This is a genomic window from Cognatishimia sp. MH4019 (assembly GCF_020177595.1).
Lineage (GTDB): Bacteria > Pseudomonadota > Alphaproteobacteria > Rhodobacterales > Rhodobacteraceae > JAHTBL01.
Map to the genome: position 1 here is coordinate 21,959 of NZ_JAHTBL010000005.1, position 14,970 is coordinate 36,928.

Below are 14,970 nucleotides of genomic sequence, written 5' to 3' on the forward strand. Positions count from 1 at the left end.
TGACGGCACGAGCGGGTTGCTTTGGGGCAACCCCGATCTCGGCACAGCGCACATGAAGCGTTAGCCGACCTTGTTGCCTTGGCTCCAGACCCCGCGCAGCAAAGGTGTCTCGGCGATCTGGCGCACGCGCAAGACATCGCCGCGGCCACCGACACTCAAAGAGCCGCGATCCTCAAGATGCGCCGCTTTGGCCGGATTGCGCGTAACGGTCGCGACAGCGCGCGGCAGGTCCTCCCAAATCCGGGCCAGATAGAACGCTGACAACAGCAGCGACGACGGGACGTAATCCGAAGAAACGATATCAAGCAGATTGGCCTTAGCAAGATCCTCTGCTGCGACATTGCCCGAATGAGAGCCGCCCCGGATCAGGTTCGGCGCGCCCATCATGACAGCGATGCCGTGGCCGCGGCAGGCTTCCGCCGCCTCGACAGTGGTCGGAAACTCTGCAAAGCCGACGCCATTTGCTGCAGATATCTCAACATGGGTAGTCGTGGTGTCATCATGGCTGGCCAGCACCGCGCCAAGGCGGTTGGCTTCCACCACGGCCCCGGTCTCGTGCTTGGCACCAAAGCGTTTTTGCAGGTCGACCAGATTGGCTACATGTTCGGCAAATTCGGCGTCATTCATACCGCGTTTCTTTGCGACATAGACCTTCAGAGAGGTCAGGTCGCGGAACTGGCGTTGGCCCGGTGTGTGATCCATCAGGCTGACAATGCCGACGCGGTCTTCGGGCGTGAACGCGGCCAGTTCTTCCAGCAACGTCTCGGAACAAATCTCGGCGCGCAGGTGCAGGAAGTGGCTGATCTTGAAGAGGCCTTGGGCCCGCGCGGCCAACAGCTCGTCGGCCAGTTTGCGGGCATAATCGACATAGCGGCCCTTGCCGCTATGGATCGAGCCGACGCGCAGCGCATCAAAGACGGTCGTGATCCCCGTCGAGGCCAGTTCGGCGTCATGCGCAATCAGCGCAGGCAAATGAGGCCAATCCACTTCCGGGCGTGGCTCTATGTGACGCTCGACATTGTCAGTGTGCAGTTCCACCAAGCCGGGCAACACCAGATCGCCCGCACAATTTACAGCGCCTGTAGGCACATGGTCTCCTTCTGCAATCTCGGTGATCACACCCTGTTCGATCGTCACCGAACCCGTTACCACCTGCTCGGGCAAAACCAGTTGCGCATTGGCCAGGCACAGGTTGCCTGACATCTCGCTGTCACACGCATTGGCCAAAGAGGAGGCGGAAAAAGGGGAATTCATGTCATACTCTCGATTTGCAATTTATTATTTGCCGCCAGACGGCTCTCTGGCAGAGTTCGGCGCGGCGTGGTTGGGCTGGGACGTCGCGCGGGGGTGCGAGACGGACCAGCTGGATGTGCCCGGTTTGCATGACATTACCATGACACCGCGCAAATACGGATTTCACGGGACGCTCAAACCGCCCTTTCATCTGGCCAAAGGTCAGACAGTTGAAGATTTGAAAGCGGCCACCGCTGATCTCGCGTCCGGTCTTGCGCCTGCGTCCTGCGCTGGCCTTGTGCTGACGACGCTGGGTGGTTTCCTTGCCCTCACACCCCAGGGGGATACATCCGGATTGCAACGGACGGCGGAGGCCTGCGTGCGAGGCCTCGACCCATTCCGCGCGCCCCCGTCCGACGCCGAACTGGCCCGACGCCATGCGGCGGGTCTGAGCGCGCGGCAAGAGGCGCTTTTGACGGAATGGGGCTATCCCTATGTGATGGAAGAATTTCGCTTCCACCTGACCTTGTCGGGTCGGTTGCAGCAGGAGGATATCCTCGCATGGAGTGACACCGTGCAGCGCTATTTGCCCAACCTGCCAGCGCCCTTTGTCGTCGATCAGATCGCGCTCTGCGCCGCGCGGGAAGATGGTCGGTTTGAGCTGTTGCATCGCTATACTCTTGCCGGTTGAAGGGCCGCCGCGGCGCGGGCAACCGTTTCGGCCAGTGGGCCGTCATTGGACACATGTATCACATCAGGCCCCGCGGGTAGGGGCTTGTCTGCCACCGCCAATCGCCTCGCGATCTCGGCTTCGGTTTCGCGCCCCCGAGCCGCCAGACGACGCGCAAGGGTTTCTGGCTTTGCCGTGATGTTGAGCACAATAAACCGCGGGAAGATCCTGGCGGCCTCGGCCAAAGCTTTGCGCGAGAAGTTGACCAGGCAATCTGTGCCGCCCGCAAGCTCGTTCTGCACCGAGACCGGAATGCCATAGTGCAACCCGTGAGCGCCCCAGTGGATGGCGAACTCTCCGTGCGCAGCCATCACCTTGAACGCCTCCACCGACACCGGTTCGTAATCCTCGCCGCCTAAATCCGGCGCACGGGTGATGACCCGGCGCACCAGATGTAGAGCGGGCAGCGCCTCGTGCAGGCCCGCCATCACACTGTCTTTGCCGACGCCCGACGGGCCGACGACAGCAATAAGGCGGCCGACGCTCATGCGGCCCGACCAGGTGTGAAACGGCTCACATCAATCTCGCGGTCGCAGACCCGGTTACGGGCCGCTTCGTCGTGGAAGATGCCGATGATCGCGGCACCCCGCGCTTTCGCGTCTTCGATCAGCGTCAGGACGACCTCACGATTGGCCGGATCAAGGCTGGCGGTTGGCTCGTCCAGCAGCATCGCGGGATAGCTGTGGGCAAAGCCCCGCGCGATGTTCACGCGCTGCTGCTCACCACCGGAAAACGTGGTCGGAGAGAGCGCCCAAAGCCGTTCGGGGATGTTGAGCTGCGCCAGAAGCGCGCGCGCGCGGTCTTGCGCCTGCGCCACCGGGACGCCGACAGCGCGCAGCGGTTCGGCAACCACATCAAGCGTCGCCACACGCGGCACGACGCGCAGGAACTGACTGACATAGCCCAACCCTTCACGACGCAGCTGGATCACGTCGCGCGGTTTGGCCTTCACCAGATCCACATCGCCGATTTTGATAGAGCCGCTTTGGGTCAGGTAATTGCCGTATATCATGCGCATCAGCGTGGACTTGCCCGCCCCTGAAGAGCCCGTCAGCGCCACGCATTCGCCGGGGGCCACGGAAAGCGACGCATCACGCAGCACTTCGATTACGGCACTGCCCTGATTGTGCAGTGTGAAGGTCTTGGAGACGTCTTTAAGGTCAATCATCAGTCATACCTGCAAAACAGAGCTGACAAGCAGCTGGCTATAGGCGTGTTGCGGATCGTCGAGCACCTGATCGGTCAACCCGGCCTCCACCACGCGGCCCGATTTCATCACCATCAGCCGGTCGGCCAACAAGCGCACGACGGCCAAATCATGGGTGACGATGATCGCCGACAAGCCCATGTCGCGCACCAGACCCCGCAACAGATCCAGCAAACGTGCCTGCACCGATACATCTAGCCCGCCCGTGGGTTCATCCATGAAAACCAGACGCGGGCCGGTGACGAGGTTGCGCGCAATCTGCAAGCGTTGCTGCATGCCGCCCGAAAATGTCGTGGGGCGGTCGTCGATCCGCGCGGCGTCAATCTCGACACGGGTCAGCCAGTCAGTGGCCTTATCGCGGATGTCGCCATAATGGCGATCACCCACAGCCATCAGACGTTCACCGACATTGCCGCCAGCGCTGACGCCCATGCGCAGCCCATCGCGGGCGTGTTGATGCACAAAAGCCCAGTCGGTGCGCGACAGCATGCGCCGCTCAGGCTCGGACATGGAGACAGTGTCGCGCGGGCCGTCGGCGCGGGTGTCAAAGACGACTGTCCCGGCGTCCGGCACCAAATGACCTGCAAGGCAGTTCAACAGCGTCGATTTGCCGGACCCGCTTTCGCCGACGATGCCCATGACCTCACCGGGGTAAAGGTCGAACGAGACATCAGAACATCCGATATGCGCGCCGTAATGTTTCGAGATATCCGAGACGGACAACAAAGGTATCATATCACCCTCCATTCGGTCGGTGGGGAAGTCAGGTCGGGCGCGAAGCTGAACCAGCAACCACCCCCAGCGGGCTGATCCTGCGCCCGCGTGATCGGTATGCCAAGAAGATGGCAGCGCAACAAAGCGCTGACGCCTCCATGGCTTACGAACAATACGTCGCCTTCGGGGCGCGGCTCGGCCAGCGCCTCGGCAACGGCGGCAACGATCCGGGCTTGGGCATCGCACGCGCGTTCCCATCCATTGACGGCCTCGTCAGGGCGGGCAAAGAACGCATCGGCCATCGCCTCGAACTCAAGTTTTGGCAGATAGCCAGTCGCGCTGCGGTCATTCTCTCCCAACAATGGGCGGATCACCGGGGCGACACCAATGGCCTTCGACGTAATCTCCGCCCCGTCGCGGGCCTTGCGTTCATCGCTGCAGAACAGCATTGTGACCGGTGCGCAGTCATCGCTGGTGGCAAATCGAGCGTGACGGGTGCGACCTTGCTCGGACAGGCCCCAGTCGGGGACTGGTACATCCGGGTCGATTTGCACCTCGGCATGGGTAAGAAAAATCGCACGATCGGTCATGCAGCATCCTGCCCTTTGTGGCCTGCAGCTTGGCGCGCCTCGCAATAATCGGTGTCAGAGCAGACGAACATCCGCCCGCCTGCATCGTCGATGATAACCTCGTCCAGATAGCTGTCCTCAGAGCCGCAAAGGCCGCAGGCATGATTGGCTTTGGACGCCTCGAACGGGTGATCCTCAAAATCAAGCGATATGACCTGCGTGTAGGGCGGCAGCGCATAAATCCGCTGTTCGCGGCCCGCCCCAAACAGCTGGATCGCGGCCATATCCCCCATCTTTGGGTTATCGAATTTCGGGATCGGGGACGGGTCCATCACGTAACGCCCCTCGACCTTGACCGGATAGGCATAGGAGGTCGCGATATGCCCGTGGCGCGCGATATCTTCATAAAGCTTCACATGCATGAGCCCATACTCTTCAAGCGCGTGCATCTTGCGGGTCTCGCTCTCGCGGGGCTCCAGAAAGCGCAGAGGTTCGGGAATCGGCACCTGGTAGACAAGAACCTGCCCTTCGGTCAGCGGCTCTTCAGGGATACGGTGGCGGGTTTGGATGATGCTTGCGTCGGCAGTTACGGTGGTTGTGGCGACCCCTGCGGTGCGCTCAAAAAAGCTGCGGATCGACACGGCATTCGTAGTGTCATCAGCGCCTTGGTCGATCACTTTGAATCTGTCATCTGGCGTCAACACCGCCGCAGAGACCTGAACCCCGCCCGTCCCCCAACCATAAGGCATCGGCATCTCGCGACTGGCGAAAGGCACCTGATAGCCGGGGATCGCCAACCCTTTCAGGATCGCACGACGGATCATCCGCTTGGTCTGCTCGTCCAGGTAGGCGAAATTGTAGGCTTGATCGGTCATAAGAGCCCTCGTGCAGTCAAATGGTTTTGAAGGTCATGGGCGCCCGTGAAATGGATCGCGTCCATGCCTGCCGCCTTCGCCCCAAGACAATTGTGCAACCCATCATCAATGAAGACGCATTGCTCAGGCCGCAGGTCGGCCCGGTCGCACAGGAGCTGGAAGATACCGACGCTGGGCTTCACGATCCCGACCTCGCCAGAGACGATGGTGATGCCGAAGACCGTCCCCAGTTCAGGGTGCGCTTTCAGCCCCTCTGGCCACGTCTCGGCCGACCAATTCGTGATCGCGTGAAGCAGCACACCCTTGTTCTGGAGGGCATAAAGCAGATCCCAGGTCTCGGTGATCTTGTTGGGAACGGTCAGCGTATAGCGCGCAACATATTTTGCCAGCAGGGCTTGATCGTTCGGATCGCTCAAATGCGCTGCGGCGTCTTCAAAGCGCACGCCGCCGTCGCAAGCAAGGTTGATCTTGTCAAAGCCGGTGCGCGCAATGAATGCCTTGGCCTCAGCCTCGCCCAACTCATCGACCCATGCCAGATGGGGCTGCCAGTCTACCAGCACGCCGCCAATGTCGAAAACGACCGCATCAATCGTCATTCCGCGGCCTCCTGCACTTGATCCGCTCCGGCTTCGCGGCGCAGTTTGCGGACCAGCTCAAGCTCCGACTGGAAATCGACGTAATGGGGCAACTTGATATGCTCCAGAAAACCCGTCGCCTGAATATTATCCGCATGATAGAGGACAAATTCAGCGTCCTGCGCTGGCGCGCCCTCGAAATCTTCGCCAAGCTCTTCCCACCGCAGCGCCCGGTCTACCAGCGCCATGGAGATCGCTTTGCGTTCACTCTGACCAAAGACCAGTCCATAGCCACGGGTGAATTGCGGCGGCTGGGTTTTGGACCCCTTGAACTGGTTGATCGTCTCGCACTCGGTGAGGGTTACCTCCCCGATCTCAACGGCGAAGCCCAGCTCGGGGATGTCCATTTCGACGGGGACTGCACCGATCCGCAACTCCCCCACGAACGCATGATTGCGCGCATAGCCACGTTGGGTGGAATAGGCGAGGCCCAGCGTAAAGCCCTCGTCCGCGCGGGTCAGGGCTTGCAGGCGCAAGGCGCGCTCCGCTGGCATTTCCAGCGGCTGGCGGGTCAGATCGGAGGGCGGCGTGTCATCTTGCGGGGCTTCCTCTATCAGCCCTTCGCGGTTCAGAAAATCGGTGACATGGGGCACATCACCTGGCTCGGGATCGCGCGTCGGGGCGTCTGGAACCTCACCATCAGCCACCAACTTGAAGTCCAGCAAGCGGTGCGTGTAGTCAAAGGTTGGGCCCAGCACCTGTCCGCCGGGCAGATCCTTGAAAGTTGCCGAGATACGTCGGTCGCAGGCCATCGCACCCGTATCGACTGGCTCGGAGGCGCCAAAGCGCGGCAACGTCGTGCGGTAGGCGCGGATAAGGAAGATCGCCTCAATCAGGTCGCCGCGCGCTTGCTTGATCGCAAGGGCCGCTAAATCGGGATCATAGAGCGAGCCCTCGGCCATCACACGATCGACCGCTAGACTTAGCTGTTCGCGGATTTGCGCAACGCTGAGTTCAGCGATGCTTGTGTCGCCCCGGCGTTCTTCGGCAAGCCAGGCATGAGCATTCTCAATCGCCCGCTCGCCCCCTTTGACAGCCACATACATCAGCCCACCTCGCTTGATCGGGGCAGCGCCGCCACGTGGTCGCCGCTGGTAAAGATGAAATCCAGCCCAAGCGGGAAGAGCGCATGATTTGCTTGGAATGCTTGCACCTCAGGCAATGAAAGCGCCGCTTTGTCCTTGATGCCCGGCCCTGTCAGGACCGATCCGGCCGTACTGAGCTCTGGCAGTTCCACGATGAGCGTGGCGGACCGGTCGGGATACTCAGCAGTGCCAATTGGATATGCTGAGAGCGGCGCAAGCCCATCCCACGTGCCAAGGGCGAACATGCAGTGCGACGGCCCTGCCAAGGGCGCGCCTGTGTGAAATGCGAGCCAGCTGCGCACGGCGTCGCAGTCTGCAGCGCCTGCCAGAAAGACAGGCGTATCCGTGTCGCAAAGCGTCAGTAGAATGGCCCCTGCCGCAGCAGAAAGGGGTGCAGGCGGCACAGCGCCTGAAACGGCGTGCAAGGTGCCAGGGCGGGCCATGGCCTCCATCACGCTGCGAAAGGCGTGGGCCGACTGAACAGCCGGATCAGTGAAACCCCCGGAGAGCACCTGTGCCTCCATCAATCCTCTCCTCTGACCATGGTGAAGAAATCGACCTTCGTCGCTGCCGCCTTCGCGGCGCGCGCGGCTTTGGCGGCGGCACTCTCGGCCTCAAGCGGCTCAAGAACCGCCTTTCGCAGCCGGTCAGCCGCACCAGTTTGCATCAAGGCATCGACAAGGGCTGCCGCCTCTGCATCGGCCTTGCGGCGGCCTTGAATATAGGCGTGACCAACCTCGCCGGTCTCAAGCGTCAGCGCGCAGCGGGTCACGGTCATTTCGCCAAGATTGAACGGCGCGCCGACCGCGCCTGCGCGGGCGCGCACCATGGTGCTGCCGATTTCAGGCGCGCGCAGCCATGTGAAGCCGGGTCGCGCGATCGTTGCGTCAAGCAGTGCCGCAATCCGGCCTTCGGGGGCCTTGGCCAGAAGGCCCATCCACGCCTTGCGGGGTGCGTTTTGATCGAAAGTGTCTTTCATCTCGACAACTATTCCGTATACTATACAACTATACTTATCTTATCATATTCGCCGCTCTGCGACAGAGGAGTTTTGTGAAACTTGCGTGACAGTTCCGCCAAGACGCCGATCTGGAAAGCCATTGCGCAGGCCTTGCGCAGCGACCTGGCCGAGGGGCGGTATGCCCCCGGTGACAAGCTGCCGACCGAGGCCGCGCTGGCGGATCGGTTCGGGGTGAACCGTCACACAGTACGCCACGGTATCGCTGCGCTGGTGGACGAGGGTTTGATCCGCACGCGCCGTGGGGCCGGTGCCTTTGTCGCAGCGACACCAACGGACTACCCCATCGGCACGCGCGTCCGGTTCCATGAAAACCTGATCGCTGCGGGACGGCGGCCTGAAAAGCGGGTCTTGCATGTGGAGGAGCGCGCCGCTTCGGACGGTGAAGCCAAAGCATTGGAGCTTGCACCCAGCGCGCCCGTTTGCGCCTATCATGGCTTGTCGCTGGCCGACGGTCAGCCCATTGCCGTCTTTGAGAGCCTCTTTCCGCGAGAGCGCTTGCCCGGTATCCGCGCAGCCCTTCAAGACACAAGCAGCGTGACCGAGGCGCTGATCGCTCAAGGCATCGCGGATTACACCCGCGCCGTAACCCGCCTGACAGCCGTCCGCGCGACGGCCACGCAAGCGCTGCATTTGCATGTGCAGGAAGGCGATCCGTTGCTCAGATCGTCGGGCGTGAACGTGGATGCGCAGGGCAACCCGGTCGAGTATGGCCGCACATGGTTCGTAGGCGACCGTGTGACACTGACACTGGAGGGCTAGCGCTCGTAGCGCTCCAGAAACGCCTCAGCCGTGAGCGTTCGAAAATCCTTGAGCGCGCTGCGCAGCGCCTCGTGCGACCAATCCCACCAGCCCAGCGCAATCAGCCTGTCCGCAATTTCGCGCGGCTGACGCAGACGGATCGGAGTGGCGGGCGTTCCGGCCACAATCGTATAGGGATCCACGTTTTTGGTAACGATAGCGCCAGCGGCCACGACGGCACCGTCACCCAGCGTAACCTCCGGTTTGATCATGGCCCCTGCCCCGATCCACGTATCGTGCCCGATATATGCGATGCGGGATCGACGGTGGGCAAAGAACACCTCGTCCCGGTCAGCATCGTCCCAGTAGTCGTCCGAACGATAAAGGAAGTGATGGCACGTCGCCGTATGCAATGGATGGTCTGTCGCGCCGATCCGGCTGAAGGCGGCAATGTTTGCGAACTTGCCGATTTGAGCGTTGGCAATATCCGCGAAGCGATCACAATAGCCGTAGTCACCAAACGTCGAATGCGCGACGCGACTGCCTTTGCCAATCTCGACATAGGCACCAAACTGGCTATCGGCGATCTCGCAGTCGGGGTGGAGGAACGGCTCCTTTGCAGACAGTCGCGACATCAGTCTTTGCGTCCGATCAGTTTGCCACGCAGCCAGCCGGACACCCAGTCCATGAGCATCACCATCGCGATGACCAGAACGATATAATAGGCGACCTCTTCCCAGTCTTTCTGGGTCTGGATCGCTTGGGTCAGCATCAGACCGATGCCACCGCCTGTGATCGCCCCGATGATCGTGGCAGAGCGTGTGTTGGATTCCAGAAAATACAGGATCTGCGCCAAGAGCACCGGCACCACCTGCGGGATCACGCCAAAGCGGTAGCGCTGCAACGGTTTGGCCCCGGTAGAGGCGACGCCCTCAATCTGTTTCTGGTCCACATTCTCCAACGCTTCCGAGAAGATTTTGCCGAATGTGCCGGTATCCGTGATCAGGATCGCCAGCGCGCCCGTCAGCGGCCCCGGCCCGAAGGCGCGGGCCAGAACCACCGTCCAGATCAGCGCATCGACGCCGCGCACAAAGTCAAAAAATCGCCGCGTTGCGGCGCGCAGCAACATGATCGGCGAGAACCGCTTGGCCGCGACAAAGGCCAAAGGCAGGGCAATGATGGCGGCGCCCATAGTGCCCAGAAACGCCATCAGGATTGTCTCGCCAATGGCCCAAGCCACGTCTTTATGGCGCCACATGGCGTTGTTCCACCAATCCGATAGAGCGCCTGCGATGTTCGACCGATCCGGGTCCACGCGGTCGCCGAACAAAATCGTGGCAAAGCTCTGACCATGATAAGGGCTGTCGAGCGTGAACCAGAACAGCTCCCATCCGGGGAAGTAATTGAAAACCTCGGTACGCGCACCGGTCAGGGTGATCCGGCCCTCCGGCGTGGTGATCCCGATGCGGCGGTTTGAGGTGGAAATCCAGTCCGGCACATCCTCGGGCAGATTGCTGGTCAGACTGCGGCCTTCGGCTTGCACCTCGATCATCGGGAAACCGGGGATCTCAATCTCTGTCCGGTTGTCGGACAGATAGCGAACGATATGATCCCCGCCCAAATCAATTGTAATGACCTCATCACCGCTGACCCAGTCAGGGCGGTTGCCTTCGGGATAGGTGCCTTTACGCTCCCCCTCGACCGCATAGGTGATCGCGCCAGAGCGATTGTCACGCGTGACATGGACTTTGTGAGACCAACTATCCGACGCCAGTGTGACCGCGTTGTCCAGATTGGCGCGTTGCGCGAGGCCCGGCAGATCAAATGCAAAGAAGATGTAGACGAAGTAGATCGCAATAATCGCAGGAACACTGAACCCGATAAGGCGCTTGCGGCGGAAAAGGCCATCGGCCTGCACTTTGGCTTGGGTCAGATCGGCCTGCGGCCCAGTGCCGATATCAGTTGCAGTCATTGGCCCTGCCCCTCGGTCAGACGGTTGCGATAATGGCTGGACACCTGATCGAAGAAAACGATGGTGCCGAAGAGCAGAATGAAGATCGCGGCGGCCTCGTCAAAGCGGCCCGGCCCCCAGGCCATCGCATTGCGCAGCTCGTAGCCAAGGCCACCTGCGCCGACAAAACCCAGAATGGCCGAGGCGCGGATGTTGATCTCGAACCGCAGCAAGCCATAGCTGACATAGTTGGGTGCCACCTGAGGAAGCACCCCCAGCAGCATCCGCTGAGACCACGTGGCCCCGGTGGAGACGAGACCTTCGACGGGCTTGAGGTCTGCATTCTCTGCGACCTCGGAAAAGAGCTTGCCCAGCGCGCCTGCAGTGTGGATCGCGATGGCGATCATGGCGGGCACCGGGCCGCCGCCCAGAACAAAGATCAGTACCAGCGCTATGACGATCTCTGGCACGGCGCGCATGATGTCGGAGATGCGGCGAAAGAGCGGGATCAGGCGGGGCCATTTGGCCAACCCGCGCGTGCCCAGAAGCGACAAGAGCAAGCCGCCAATGGCGCCGATTACGGTCGAAACGGCTGCGATATTGATGGTCTCTATCAGAGCCGGGAAATACTTGGCGATCAGAGCGGGAAGCTCCGCGCGTTTTTCCCATGCCTCGGACAAAACATCTGTCGGATAGTCCCCGACCTGGTGCAAGCCTTCCCAGAAGCCCCCCGCATTACGACCGTCAGCCACGTTAAAGCCCGAGACCATCAGCAGCACGAAAATCAGCAGCGTCAGACCACCGTAAAGCCTTCGGCGCTGCACTTGCGCCGTATAGCTGGACTGAATGCTGTCTACGCTATTCGGCGCGCCCCCAATGGTTGCGTTTGACATCCCCGACCCCCGAAACATGAAAAACCGGCGACCCTTGGGGGCCGCCGGTAAAAGGTATTTGACGCTTAGCCGCCGATCTTGGCTTTGCGTGCTTCAACGATCGAGATGTAGGTCTCGTGGGTTACGGGGCGTGCGCCCAGATTGTCACCGGCGAAGATGTTGTAGGTGCACTCAGGGTCGGTCTCGTAGAGATTGTCGACGAGTTCGGTCATGGTCGCTTTCACGTCCGTCGGCAGCGCTTTGCGCAGAACAACGGGGCCCTCCGGGATCACTTCGGATTTCCAGATCTGCACCAGATCGTTCATGTCAACGAGGCCAGCGTCCACGGCCTTGCGCAGTGCGCCCGAGTTGTAACCGTCTTCCCAATTGCCCTGACCGTCAGCCCAGGTCACGCCGCCGTCAATATCGCCATTGGCAACTGCAACGATGGTCTGCTCATGACCACCGGTGAACTTGACCTCACCGAAATAGTCACCGGATTCCATGGTGATACCCTCCTTATACTGGGGGATCTCGATGGAGGGGATCAGGTAGCCGGAGGTGGAATTCGGGTCACCGAAGCCAAAGACCTTGCCTTCCATGTCATCCAACGAGGTGACACCGCTGTCCTGGCGGGCAAAACCGATGGAGTGATAGCCAATGGAGCCGTCCAGGTTAACCTTGACCAGAACAGGCTCAACAGCTTCAGGGTCCTGAAGATAGGTCGCCGCATAGGCCGACGCGCCCAGCCACGACATATCCAGCGAGCCACCCAGCAGGCCTTGGATCACGCCGTTGTAGTCAGCAGGCGTGAAAATCTTGACAGGAACGCCCAGAGCTTCTTCGGCGTATTCGGCCAGACACTGATAGGCGTTGACGCGGTCTTGTGCGTTTTCACCGCCCAACAGGCCAATGCGGAATTCGGTGATCTCTTCGGCAAACGCGCCAGAGCTGAGGGCAGTGGTGGCGGCGAGCGCCAGTGCAAGGGTCTTTTTCATCGATCTCTCCGTTAGGTTTGATGAAGGTGGCCCGCAACAGCACGGGCAAAACTGGCTCAGACGTAAGCTTCCGCGTTGCGGACCTCTGAACTGTCCAGTGTCTCAATTTCGGTGGATGTGGCGGCTTCGGAAAAATCCGCGCCTGCCCCGTAAATATCGCGTGCAGCGCCTGTGGTCAGCTGCTCGGGCGTGCCATCAAAGACGATCTTCCCATCGCGCATCCCGATGACCCGGTCACAATAGCGCCGTGCCGTATCCAGCGTGTGCAGGTTTGCAATGACCATGCGCCCGTCTTCCTCATGGATGGTGCGCAGCGATTGCATCACCACTTGCGCATTCATCGGATCCAGCGAAGCGATGGGCTCGTCTGCCAGAATAATCTTGGGGTCCTGCATCAACGCACGAGCAATCGCGACACGCTGCTGCTGGCCACCTGACAGCGCCTCGGCCCGCTTTGGCGCCTGCTCGGCGATGCCAAGACGATCAAGAATTTCAATGGCTTGATGGATATCGGACTGCGGATAGAGATTGAACATCGTCGCAAAGGTCGAGCGCTTGTTCAGCGTGCCGTGCAACACGTTCGACACGACATCCATCCGAGGAACAAGGTTGAATTGCTGAAAGATCATCGCACAGCGTGACTGCCAGTTGCGCCGGGCCGCGCCGCGCAGGGCAGTCACATCCTCGCCCTCAAAGAGGATCGTGCCTTCAGTCGCATCACTCAACCGATTGACCATGCGCAACAGCGTAGACTTACCTGCCCCAGAGCGCCCGATGATCCCGATCATCGTCGGTTTCTCGACAGAGATATTGGCCGCATCAACAGCGGTCTTATCCCCGAAGCGCTTGGTCAGCGTTTCAATTTTCAGCATGTCACCCCCGGTGTTTGAGAGGCGAATAGAGGGCGAAAATCAAAGCTACATGACGGTTTTGACTCAATTCCTTTACAGCTCTGCAAAGGATTTGTGACAACAGTCGGCAAAAGCCGCCGCACATGATTTTATCCACAGGAAGTCATAAAACTGTTACACTTTGTGGGTGAAGCCGCTACGCTTTGTTCATGTGGCCTCGTTTTGCCTCTCTTTTGATTGTCAGCCTCGCTCTCCCTTCTCTTGGGGAGGCGCAGATCGCCGATGTCAGTTGCGATGACAGTGACCGTATGGCGCAAACACTGACACAAGTGCTTGGCGCTGAGCGTCAAGGTATGGGTTTACGCGATCCCGAAACGATGTTGGAGGTCTGGGTCAAGCGCGCGAGCGGCGACTGGATGATTGTACAGAGCTACGCAAACGGCACCTCGTGCATTGTCGCGATGGGCGAGCATTGGGAAGGTGAAATGCCAGGCCCCGCCTAGGGCTCAGCTTCTTCTGATCGATCTGTGGCCGGCGCAAGACGCGGCGACAAGGCCTCAATCCACTCATACTCCGCATCACCAAGAATAAGCGCTGCGCCGGCAATGAAGGCCCGAGCTGTGCAAAGGCTCCGCTCAACAGGCCGTGACCGGAACCCCATCAAGAGAAAGAAACAGGAGCGTGTTCTACACCTGAACGACCCGGGTCAGCGGGGGGTCGGCGGCGTCTCTTGCGGCAGATCAGCCGTGATCGTCTCGGCCTGCGCCGCGTTGATGCAAGCTATATTGCCCATACAATTGGCAACAAGCGCCGCATCGCGGGCGTTGGACAGCTCTTTGAATGCGCGCTGGATATCGCGCAGATCGTCATGGAGGCAGGCCCCGCCATGACGGGCCTCTCAATGGCAGACAGCTTAAAGGGGTACTAAGTCGCGAAATTGTCAGTGACGAAGAGCATACCGGCAAGCTCCATCGCCAATCCGCATTTCGGCAAGAGCTATGCCTTCAATCTCAACCAGGCTCACGAAGAGCTGCAAGATTTGGTTGAGCGTGTGACGATTGAATTGGAGCTGATGAATGTCGCAAAAGAGTTGGAACGGTGATCAATATGTCTAAGGCAATTTTCGGCTCTTTTGGGCAGATTGTGGTCTTGGCTGCTTCTCAAGTCGCTGTTGGTCAGCTTCATCAAAACCAACTTTCACAACATCGCCGATCTTCAAGTTTGAAACGAGATCAATGTAGCTCGATAATGATTTAACCATTTCATCTGTGTTTGGTAACACGGCAAAACCCGCATCAATGATCTTCTTGAAAAGATCTTCCACAGATATCGTTCTGCCAACATAAACTACCGTTGCATACTCCACCTTAGACCCATTGCTCAGTGCAACAAAGCTTCTTTGTCCGCCATCACTAAGTGGCACAACAAAAGATTTTCCGACTGACTTACCTTTGGCCATTGAATATGGGACCAACATCTTCTTCGTCATTC

Annotated in this window: 21 protein-coding genes; 5 read left to right on the forward strand and 16 right to left on the reverse strand. The window is 60.0% G+C overall.

Translation table 11 applies throughout. The features are described 5' to 3' along the window. Positions 1 to 60 precede the first annotated feature (60 nt). Complete coding sequence (locus KUW67_RS10075; protein ID WP_370634953.1) at positions 61 to 1,254, reverse strand: alpha-D-ribose 1-methylphosphonate 5-triphosphate diphosphatase; 1,194 nt, start codon at positions 1,252 to 1,254, stop codon at positions 61 to 63. Here KUW67_RS10075 and KUW67_RS10080 point away from each other — a divergent pair. After that, positions 1,253 to 1,924, forward strand: coding sequence for a DUF1045 domain-containing protein (locus KUW67_RS10080; protein WP_224825178.1), 672 nt, complete (start codon positions 1,253 to 1,255; stop codon positions 1,922 to 1,924). The two genes, KUW67_RS10075 and KUW67_RS10080, sit on opposite strands and share 2 nt — an antisense overlap. On the opposite strand, the gene phnN is transcribed toward KUW67_RS10080, so the two are convergent. The 9 genes from phnN to phnG are packed head-to-tail and all read right to left on the reverse strand — an operon-like array spanning position 1,906 to position 8,027. Next, positions 1,906 to 2,451, reverse strand: coding sequence for a phosphonate metabolism protein/1,5-bisphosphokinase (PRPP-forming) PhnN (gene phnN / locus KUW67_RS10085; RefSeq protein WP_224825179.1), 546 nt, complete (start codon positions 2,449 to 2,451; stop codon positions 1,906 to 1,908). The genes KUW67_RS10080 and phnN overlap by 19 nt on opposite strands. Further along, positions 2,448 to 3,131 carry a phosphonate C-P lyase system protein PhnL gene (gene phnL, locus KUW67_RS10090; protein ID WP_224825180.1) on the reverse strand — a complete coding sequence of 228 codons (684 nt, stop codon included), beginning with the start codon at positions 3,129 to 3,131 and terminating at the stop codon, positions 2,448 to 2,450. Before phnL ends, phnN begins: the two co-directional genes overlap by 4 nt. Before the next feature lie 3 nt (positions 3,132 to 3,134). Continuing rightward, complete coding sequence (phnK, locus tag KUW67_RS10095; RefSeq protein WP_224825181.1) at positions 3,135 to 3,905, reverse strand: phosphonate C-P lyase system protein PhnK; 771 nt, start codon at positions 3,903 to 3,905, stop codon at positions 3,135 to 3,137. After that, the gene (locus KUW67_RS10100) at positions 3,902 to 4,474 is read right to left on the reverse strand and encodes a histidine phosphatase family protein (protein ID WP_224825182.1); all 573 of its coding nucleotides are present in this window, start codon (positions 4,472 to 4,474) and stop codon (positions 3,902 to 3,904) included. Before KUW67_RS10100 ends, phnK begins: the two co-directional genes overlap by 4 nt. Next, on the reverse strand, positions 4,471 to 5,328 hold the full coding sequence (locus KUW67_RS10105) for an alpha-D-ribose 1-methylphosphonate 5-phosphate C-P-lyase PhnJ (RefSeq protein ID WP_224825183.1): 858 nt from the start codon (positions 5,326 to 5,328) through the stop codon (positions 4,471 to 4,473). The genes KUW67_RS10100 and KUW67_RS10105 overlap by 4 nt, the downstream gene beginning before the upstream one ends. Beyond that, on the reverse strand, positions 5,325 to 5,924 hold the full coding sequence (locus KUW67_RS10110; RefSeq protein WP_224825184.1) for an HAD-IA family hydrolase: 600 nt from the start codon (positions 5,922 to 5,924) through the stop codon (positions 5,325 to 5,327). The genes KUW67_RS10105 and KUW67_RS10110 overlap by 4 nt, the downstream gene beginning before the upstream one ends. Beyond that, positions 5,921 to 7,009 (reverse strand): carbon-phosphorus lyase complex subunit PhnI, encoded by a 1,089-nt coding sequence (locus tag KUW67_RS10115; protein ID WP_224825185.1) that lies wholly within the window; start codon positions 7,007 to 7,009, stop codon positions 5,921 to 5,923. Before KUW67_RS10115 ends, KUW67_RS10110 begins: the two co-directional genes overlap by 4 nt. Continuing rightward, a complete protein-coding gene (gene phnH, locus KUW67_RS10120; RefSeq protein WP_224825186.1) occupies positions 7,009 to 7,572 on the reverse strand; it encodes a phosphonate C-P lyase system protein PhnH in 564 nt (187 codons plus the stop codon). The genes KUW67_RS10115 and phnH overlap by 1 nt, the downstream gene beginning before the upstream one ends. After that, on the reverse strand, positions 7,572 to 8,027 hold the full coding sequence (gene phnG / locus KUW67_RS10125; RefSeq protein ID WP_224825187.1) for a phosphonate C-P lyase system protein PhnG: 456 nt from the start codon (positions 8,025 to 8,027) through the stop codon (positions 7,572 to 7,574). The genes phnH and phnG overlap by 1 nt, the downstream gene beginning before the upstream one ends. 81 nt (positions 8,028 to 8,108) lie before the next feature. Between phnG and phnF the strand changes: the two genes are divergently transcribed. After that, entirely contained in the window at positions 8,109 to 8,828 is a 720-nt protein-coding gene (gene phnF / locus KUW67_RS10130) for a phosphonate metabolism transcriptional regulator PhnF (protein WP_224825188.1), read from the forward strand. Here the strand turns inward: phnF and KUW67_RS10135 are convergent. From KUW67_RS10135 to phnC, 5 genes are all read right to left on the reverse strand, one after another. Further along, complete coding sequence (locus KUW67_RS10135; protein ID WP_224825189.1) at positions 8,825 to 9,442, reverse strand: DapH/DapD/GlmU-related protein; 618 nt, start codon at positions 9,440 to 9,442, stop codon at positions 8,825 to 8,827. The two genes, phnF and KUW67_RS10135, sit on opposite strands and share 4 nt — an antisense overlap. Further along, entirely contained in the window at positions 9,442 to 10,779 is a 1,338-nt protein-coding gene (gene phnE / locus KUW67_RS10140; protein ID WP_224825190.1) for a phosphonate ABC transporter, permease protein PhnE, read from the reverse strand. The genes KUW67_RS10135 and phnE (KUW67_RS10140) overlap by 1 nt, the downstream gene beginning before the upstream one ends. After that, positions 10,776 to 11,651, reverse strand: coding sequence for a phosphonate ABC transporter, permease protein PhnE (gene phnE / locus KUW67_RS10145; protein WP_224825191.1), 876 nt, complete (start codon positions 11,649 to 11,651; stop codon positions 10,776 to 10,778). Before phnE (KUW67_RS10145) ends, phnE (KUW67_RS10140) begins: the two co-directional genes overlap by 4 nt. Positions 11,652 to 11,716: 65 nt before the next feature. Beyond that, positions 11,717 to 12,628 (reverse strand): phosphonate ABC transporter substrate-binding protein, encoded by a 912-nt coding sequence (gene phnD / locus KUW67_RS10150; protein ID WP_224825192.1) that lies wholly within the window; start codon positions 12,626 to 12,628, stop codon positions 11,717 to 11,719. Positions 12,629 to 12,684: 56 nt separating this feature from the next. Further along, entirely contained in the window at positions 12,685 to 13,500 is an 816-nt protein-coding gene (gene phnC / locus KUW67_RS10155; protein ID WP_224825193.1) for a phosphonate ABC transporter ATP-binding protein, read from the reverse strand. A gap of 188 nt (positions 13,501 to 13,688) precedes the next feature. Here phnC and KUW67_RS10160 point away from each other — a divergent pair, with 188 nt between their 5' ends. From KUW67_RS10160 to KUW67_RS10170, 3 genes are all read left to right on the forward strand, one after another. After that, positions 13,689 to 13,982, forward strand: a complete 294-nt coding sequence (locus tag KUW67_RS10160) for a hypothetical protein (protein ID WP_224825194.1) — start codon at positions 13,689 to 13,691, stop codon at positions 13,980 to 13,982. A gap of 227 nt (positions 13,983 to 14,209) precedes the next feature. Beyond that, complete coding sequence (locus tag KUW67_RS10165; protein ID WP_224825195.1) at positions 14,210 to 14,407, forward strand: hypothetical protein; 198 nt, start codon at positions 14,210 to 14,212, stop codon at positions 14,405 to 14,407. Positions 14,408 to 14,422: 15 nt separating this feature from the next. Next, the gene (locus KUW67_RS10170; protein WP_224825196.1) at positions 14,423 to 14,581 is read left to right on the forward strand and encodes a hypothetical protein; all 159 of its coding nucleotides are present in this window, start codon (positions 14,423 to 14,425) and stop codon (positions 14,579 to 14,581) included. Between the two features lie 9 nt (positions 14,582 to 14,590). On the opposite strand, the gene KUW67_RS10175 is transcribed toward KUW67_RS10170, so the two are convergent. Then, positions 14,591 to 14,968: a hypothetical protein gene (locus KUW67_RS10175; protein WP_224825197.1), complete on the reverse strand. Its 378-nt coding sequence runs from the start codon at positions 14,966 to 14,968 to the stop codon at positions 14,591 to 14,593. Between the last annotated feature and the right edge of the window lie 2 nt (positions 14,969 to 14,970).

What these genes read in the sequence shown, in the direction of transcription:
- phnE (WP_224825190.1), bottom strand. Translation starts at nt 10,779, where the DNA reads ATGACTGCAACTGATATCGGCACTGGGCCGCAGGCCGATCTGACCCAA.
- phnH (WP_224825186.1), bottom strand. Translation starts at nt 7,572, where the DNA reads ATGGAGGCACAGGTGCTCTCCGGGGGTTTCACTGATCCGGCTGTTCAG.
- phnE (WP_224825191.1), bottom strand. Translation starts at nt 11,651, where the DNA reads ATGTCAAACGCAACCATTGGGGGCGCGCCGAATAGCGTAGACAGCATT.
- phnG (WP_224825187.1), bottom strand. Translation starts at nt 8,027, where the DNA reads ATGAAAGACACTTTCGATCAAAACGCACCCCGCAAGGCGTGGATGGGC.
- KUW67_RS10160 (WP_224825194.1), top strand. Translation starts at nt 13,689, where the DNA reads ATGTGGCCTCGTTTTGCCTCTCTTTTGATTGTCAGCCTCGCTCTCCCT.
- KUW67_RS10175 (WP_224825197.1), bottom strand. Translation starts at nt 14,968, where the DNA reads ATGACGAAGAAGATGTTGGTCCCATATTCAATGGCCAAAGGTAAGTCA.
- KUW67_RS10080 (WP_224825178.1), top strand. Translation starts at nt 1,253, where the DNA reads ATGTCATACTCTCGATTTGCAATTTATTATTTGCCGCCAGACGGCTCT.
- KUW67_RS10100 (WP_224825182.1), bottom strand. Translation starts at nt 4,474, where the DNA reads ATGACCGATCGTGCGATTTTTCTTACCCATGCCGAGGTGCAAATCGAC.
- phnC (WP_224825193.1), bottom strand. Translation starts at nt 13,500, where the DNA reads ATGCTGAAAATTGAAACGCTGACCAAGCGCTTCGGGGATAAGACCGCT.
- KUW67_RS10075 (WP_370634953.1), bottom strand. Translation starts at nt 1,254, where the DNA reads ATGAATTCCCCTTTTTCCGCCTCCTCTTTGGCCAATGCGTGTGACAGC.
- phnD (WP_224825192.1), bottom strand. Translation starts at nt 12,628, where the DNA reads ATGAAAAAGACCCTTGCACTGGCGCTCGCCGCCACCACTGCCCTCAGC.
- KUW67_RS10115 (WP_224825185.1), bottom strand. Translation starts at nt 7,009, where the DNA reads ATGTATGTGGCTGTCAAAGGGGGCGAGCGGGCGATTGAGAATGCTCAT.
- phnN (WP_224825179.1), bottom strand. Translation starts at nt 2,451, where the DNA reads ATGAGCGTCGGCCGCCTTATTGCTGTCGTCGGCCCGTCGGGCGTCGGC.
- phnL (WP_224825180.1), bottom strand. Translation starts at nt 3,131, where the DNA reads ATGATTGACCTTAAAGACGTCTCCAAGACCTTCACACTGCACAATCAG.
- phnK (WP_224825181.1), bottom strand. Translation starts at nt 3,905, where the DNA reads ATGATACCTTTGTTGTCCGTCTCGGATATCTCGAAACATTACGGCGCG.
- KUW67_RS10110 (WP_224825184.1), bottom strand. Translation starts at nt 5,924, where the DNA reads ATGACGATTGATGCGGTCGTTTTCGACATTGGCGGCGTGCTGGTAGAC.
- KUW67_RS10135 (WP_224825189.1), bottom strand. Translation starts at nt 9,442, where the DNA reads ATGTCGCGACTGTCTGCAAAGGAGCCGTTCCTCCACCCCGACTGCGAG.
- KUW67_RS10105 (WP_224825183.1), bottom strand. Translation starts at nt 5,328, where the DNA reads ATGACCGATCAAGCCTACAATTTCGCCTACCTGGACGAGCAGACCAAG.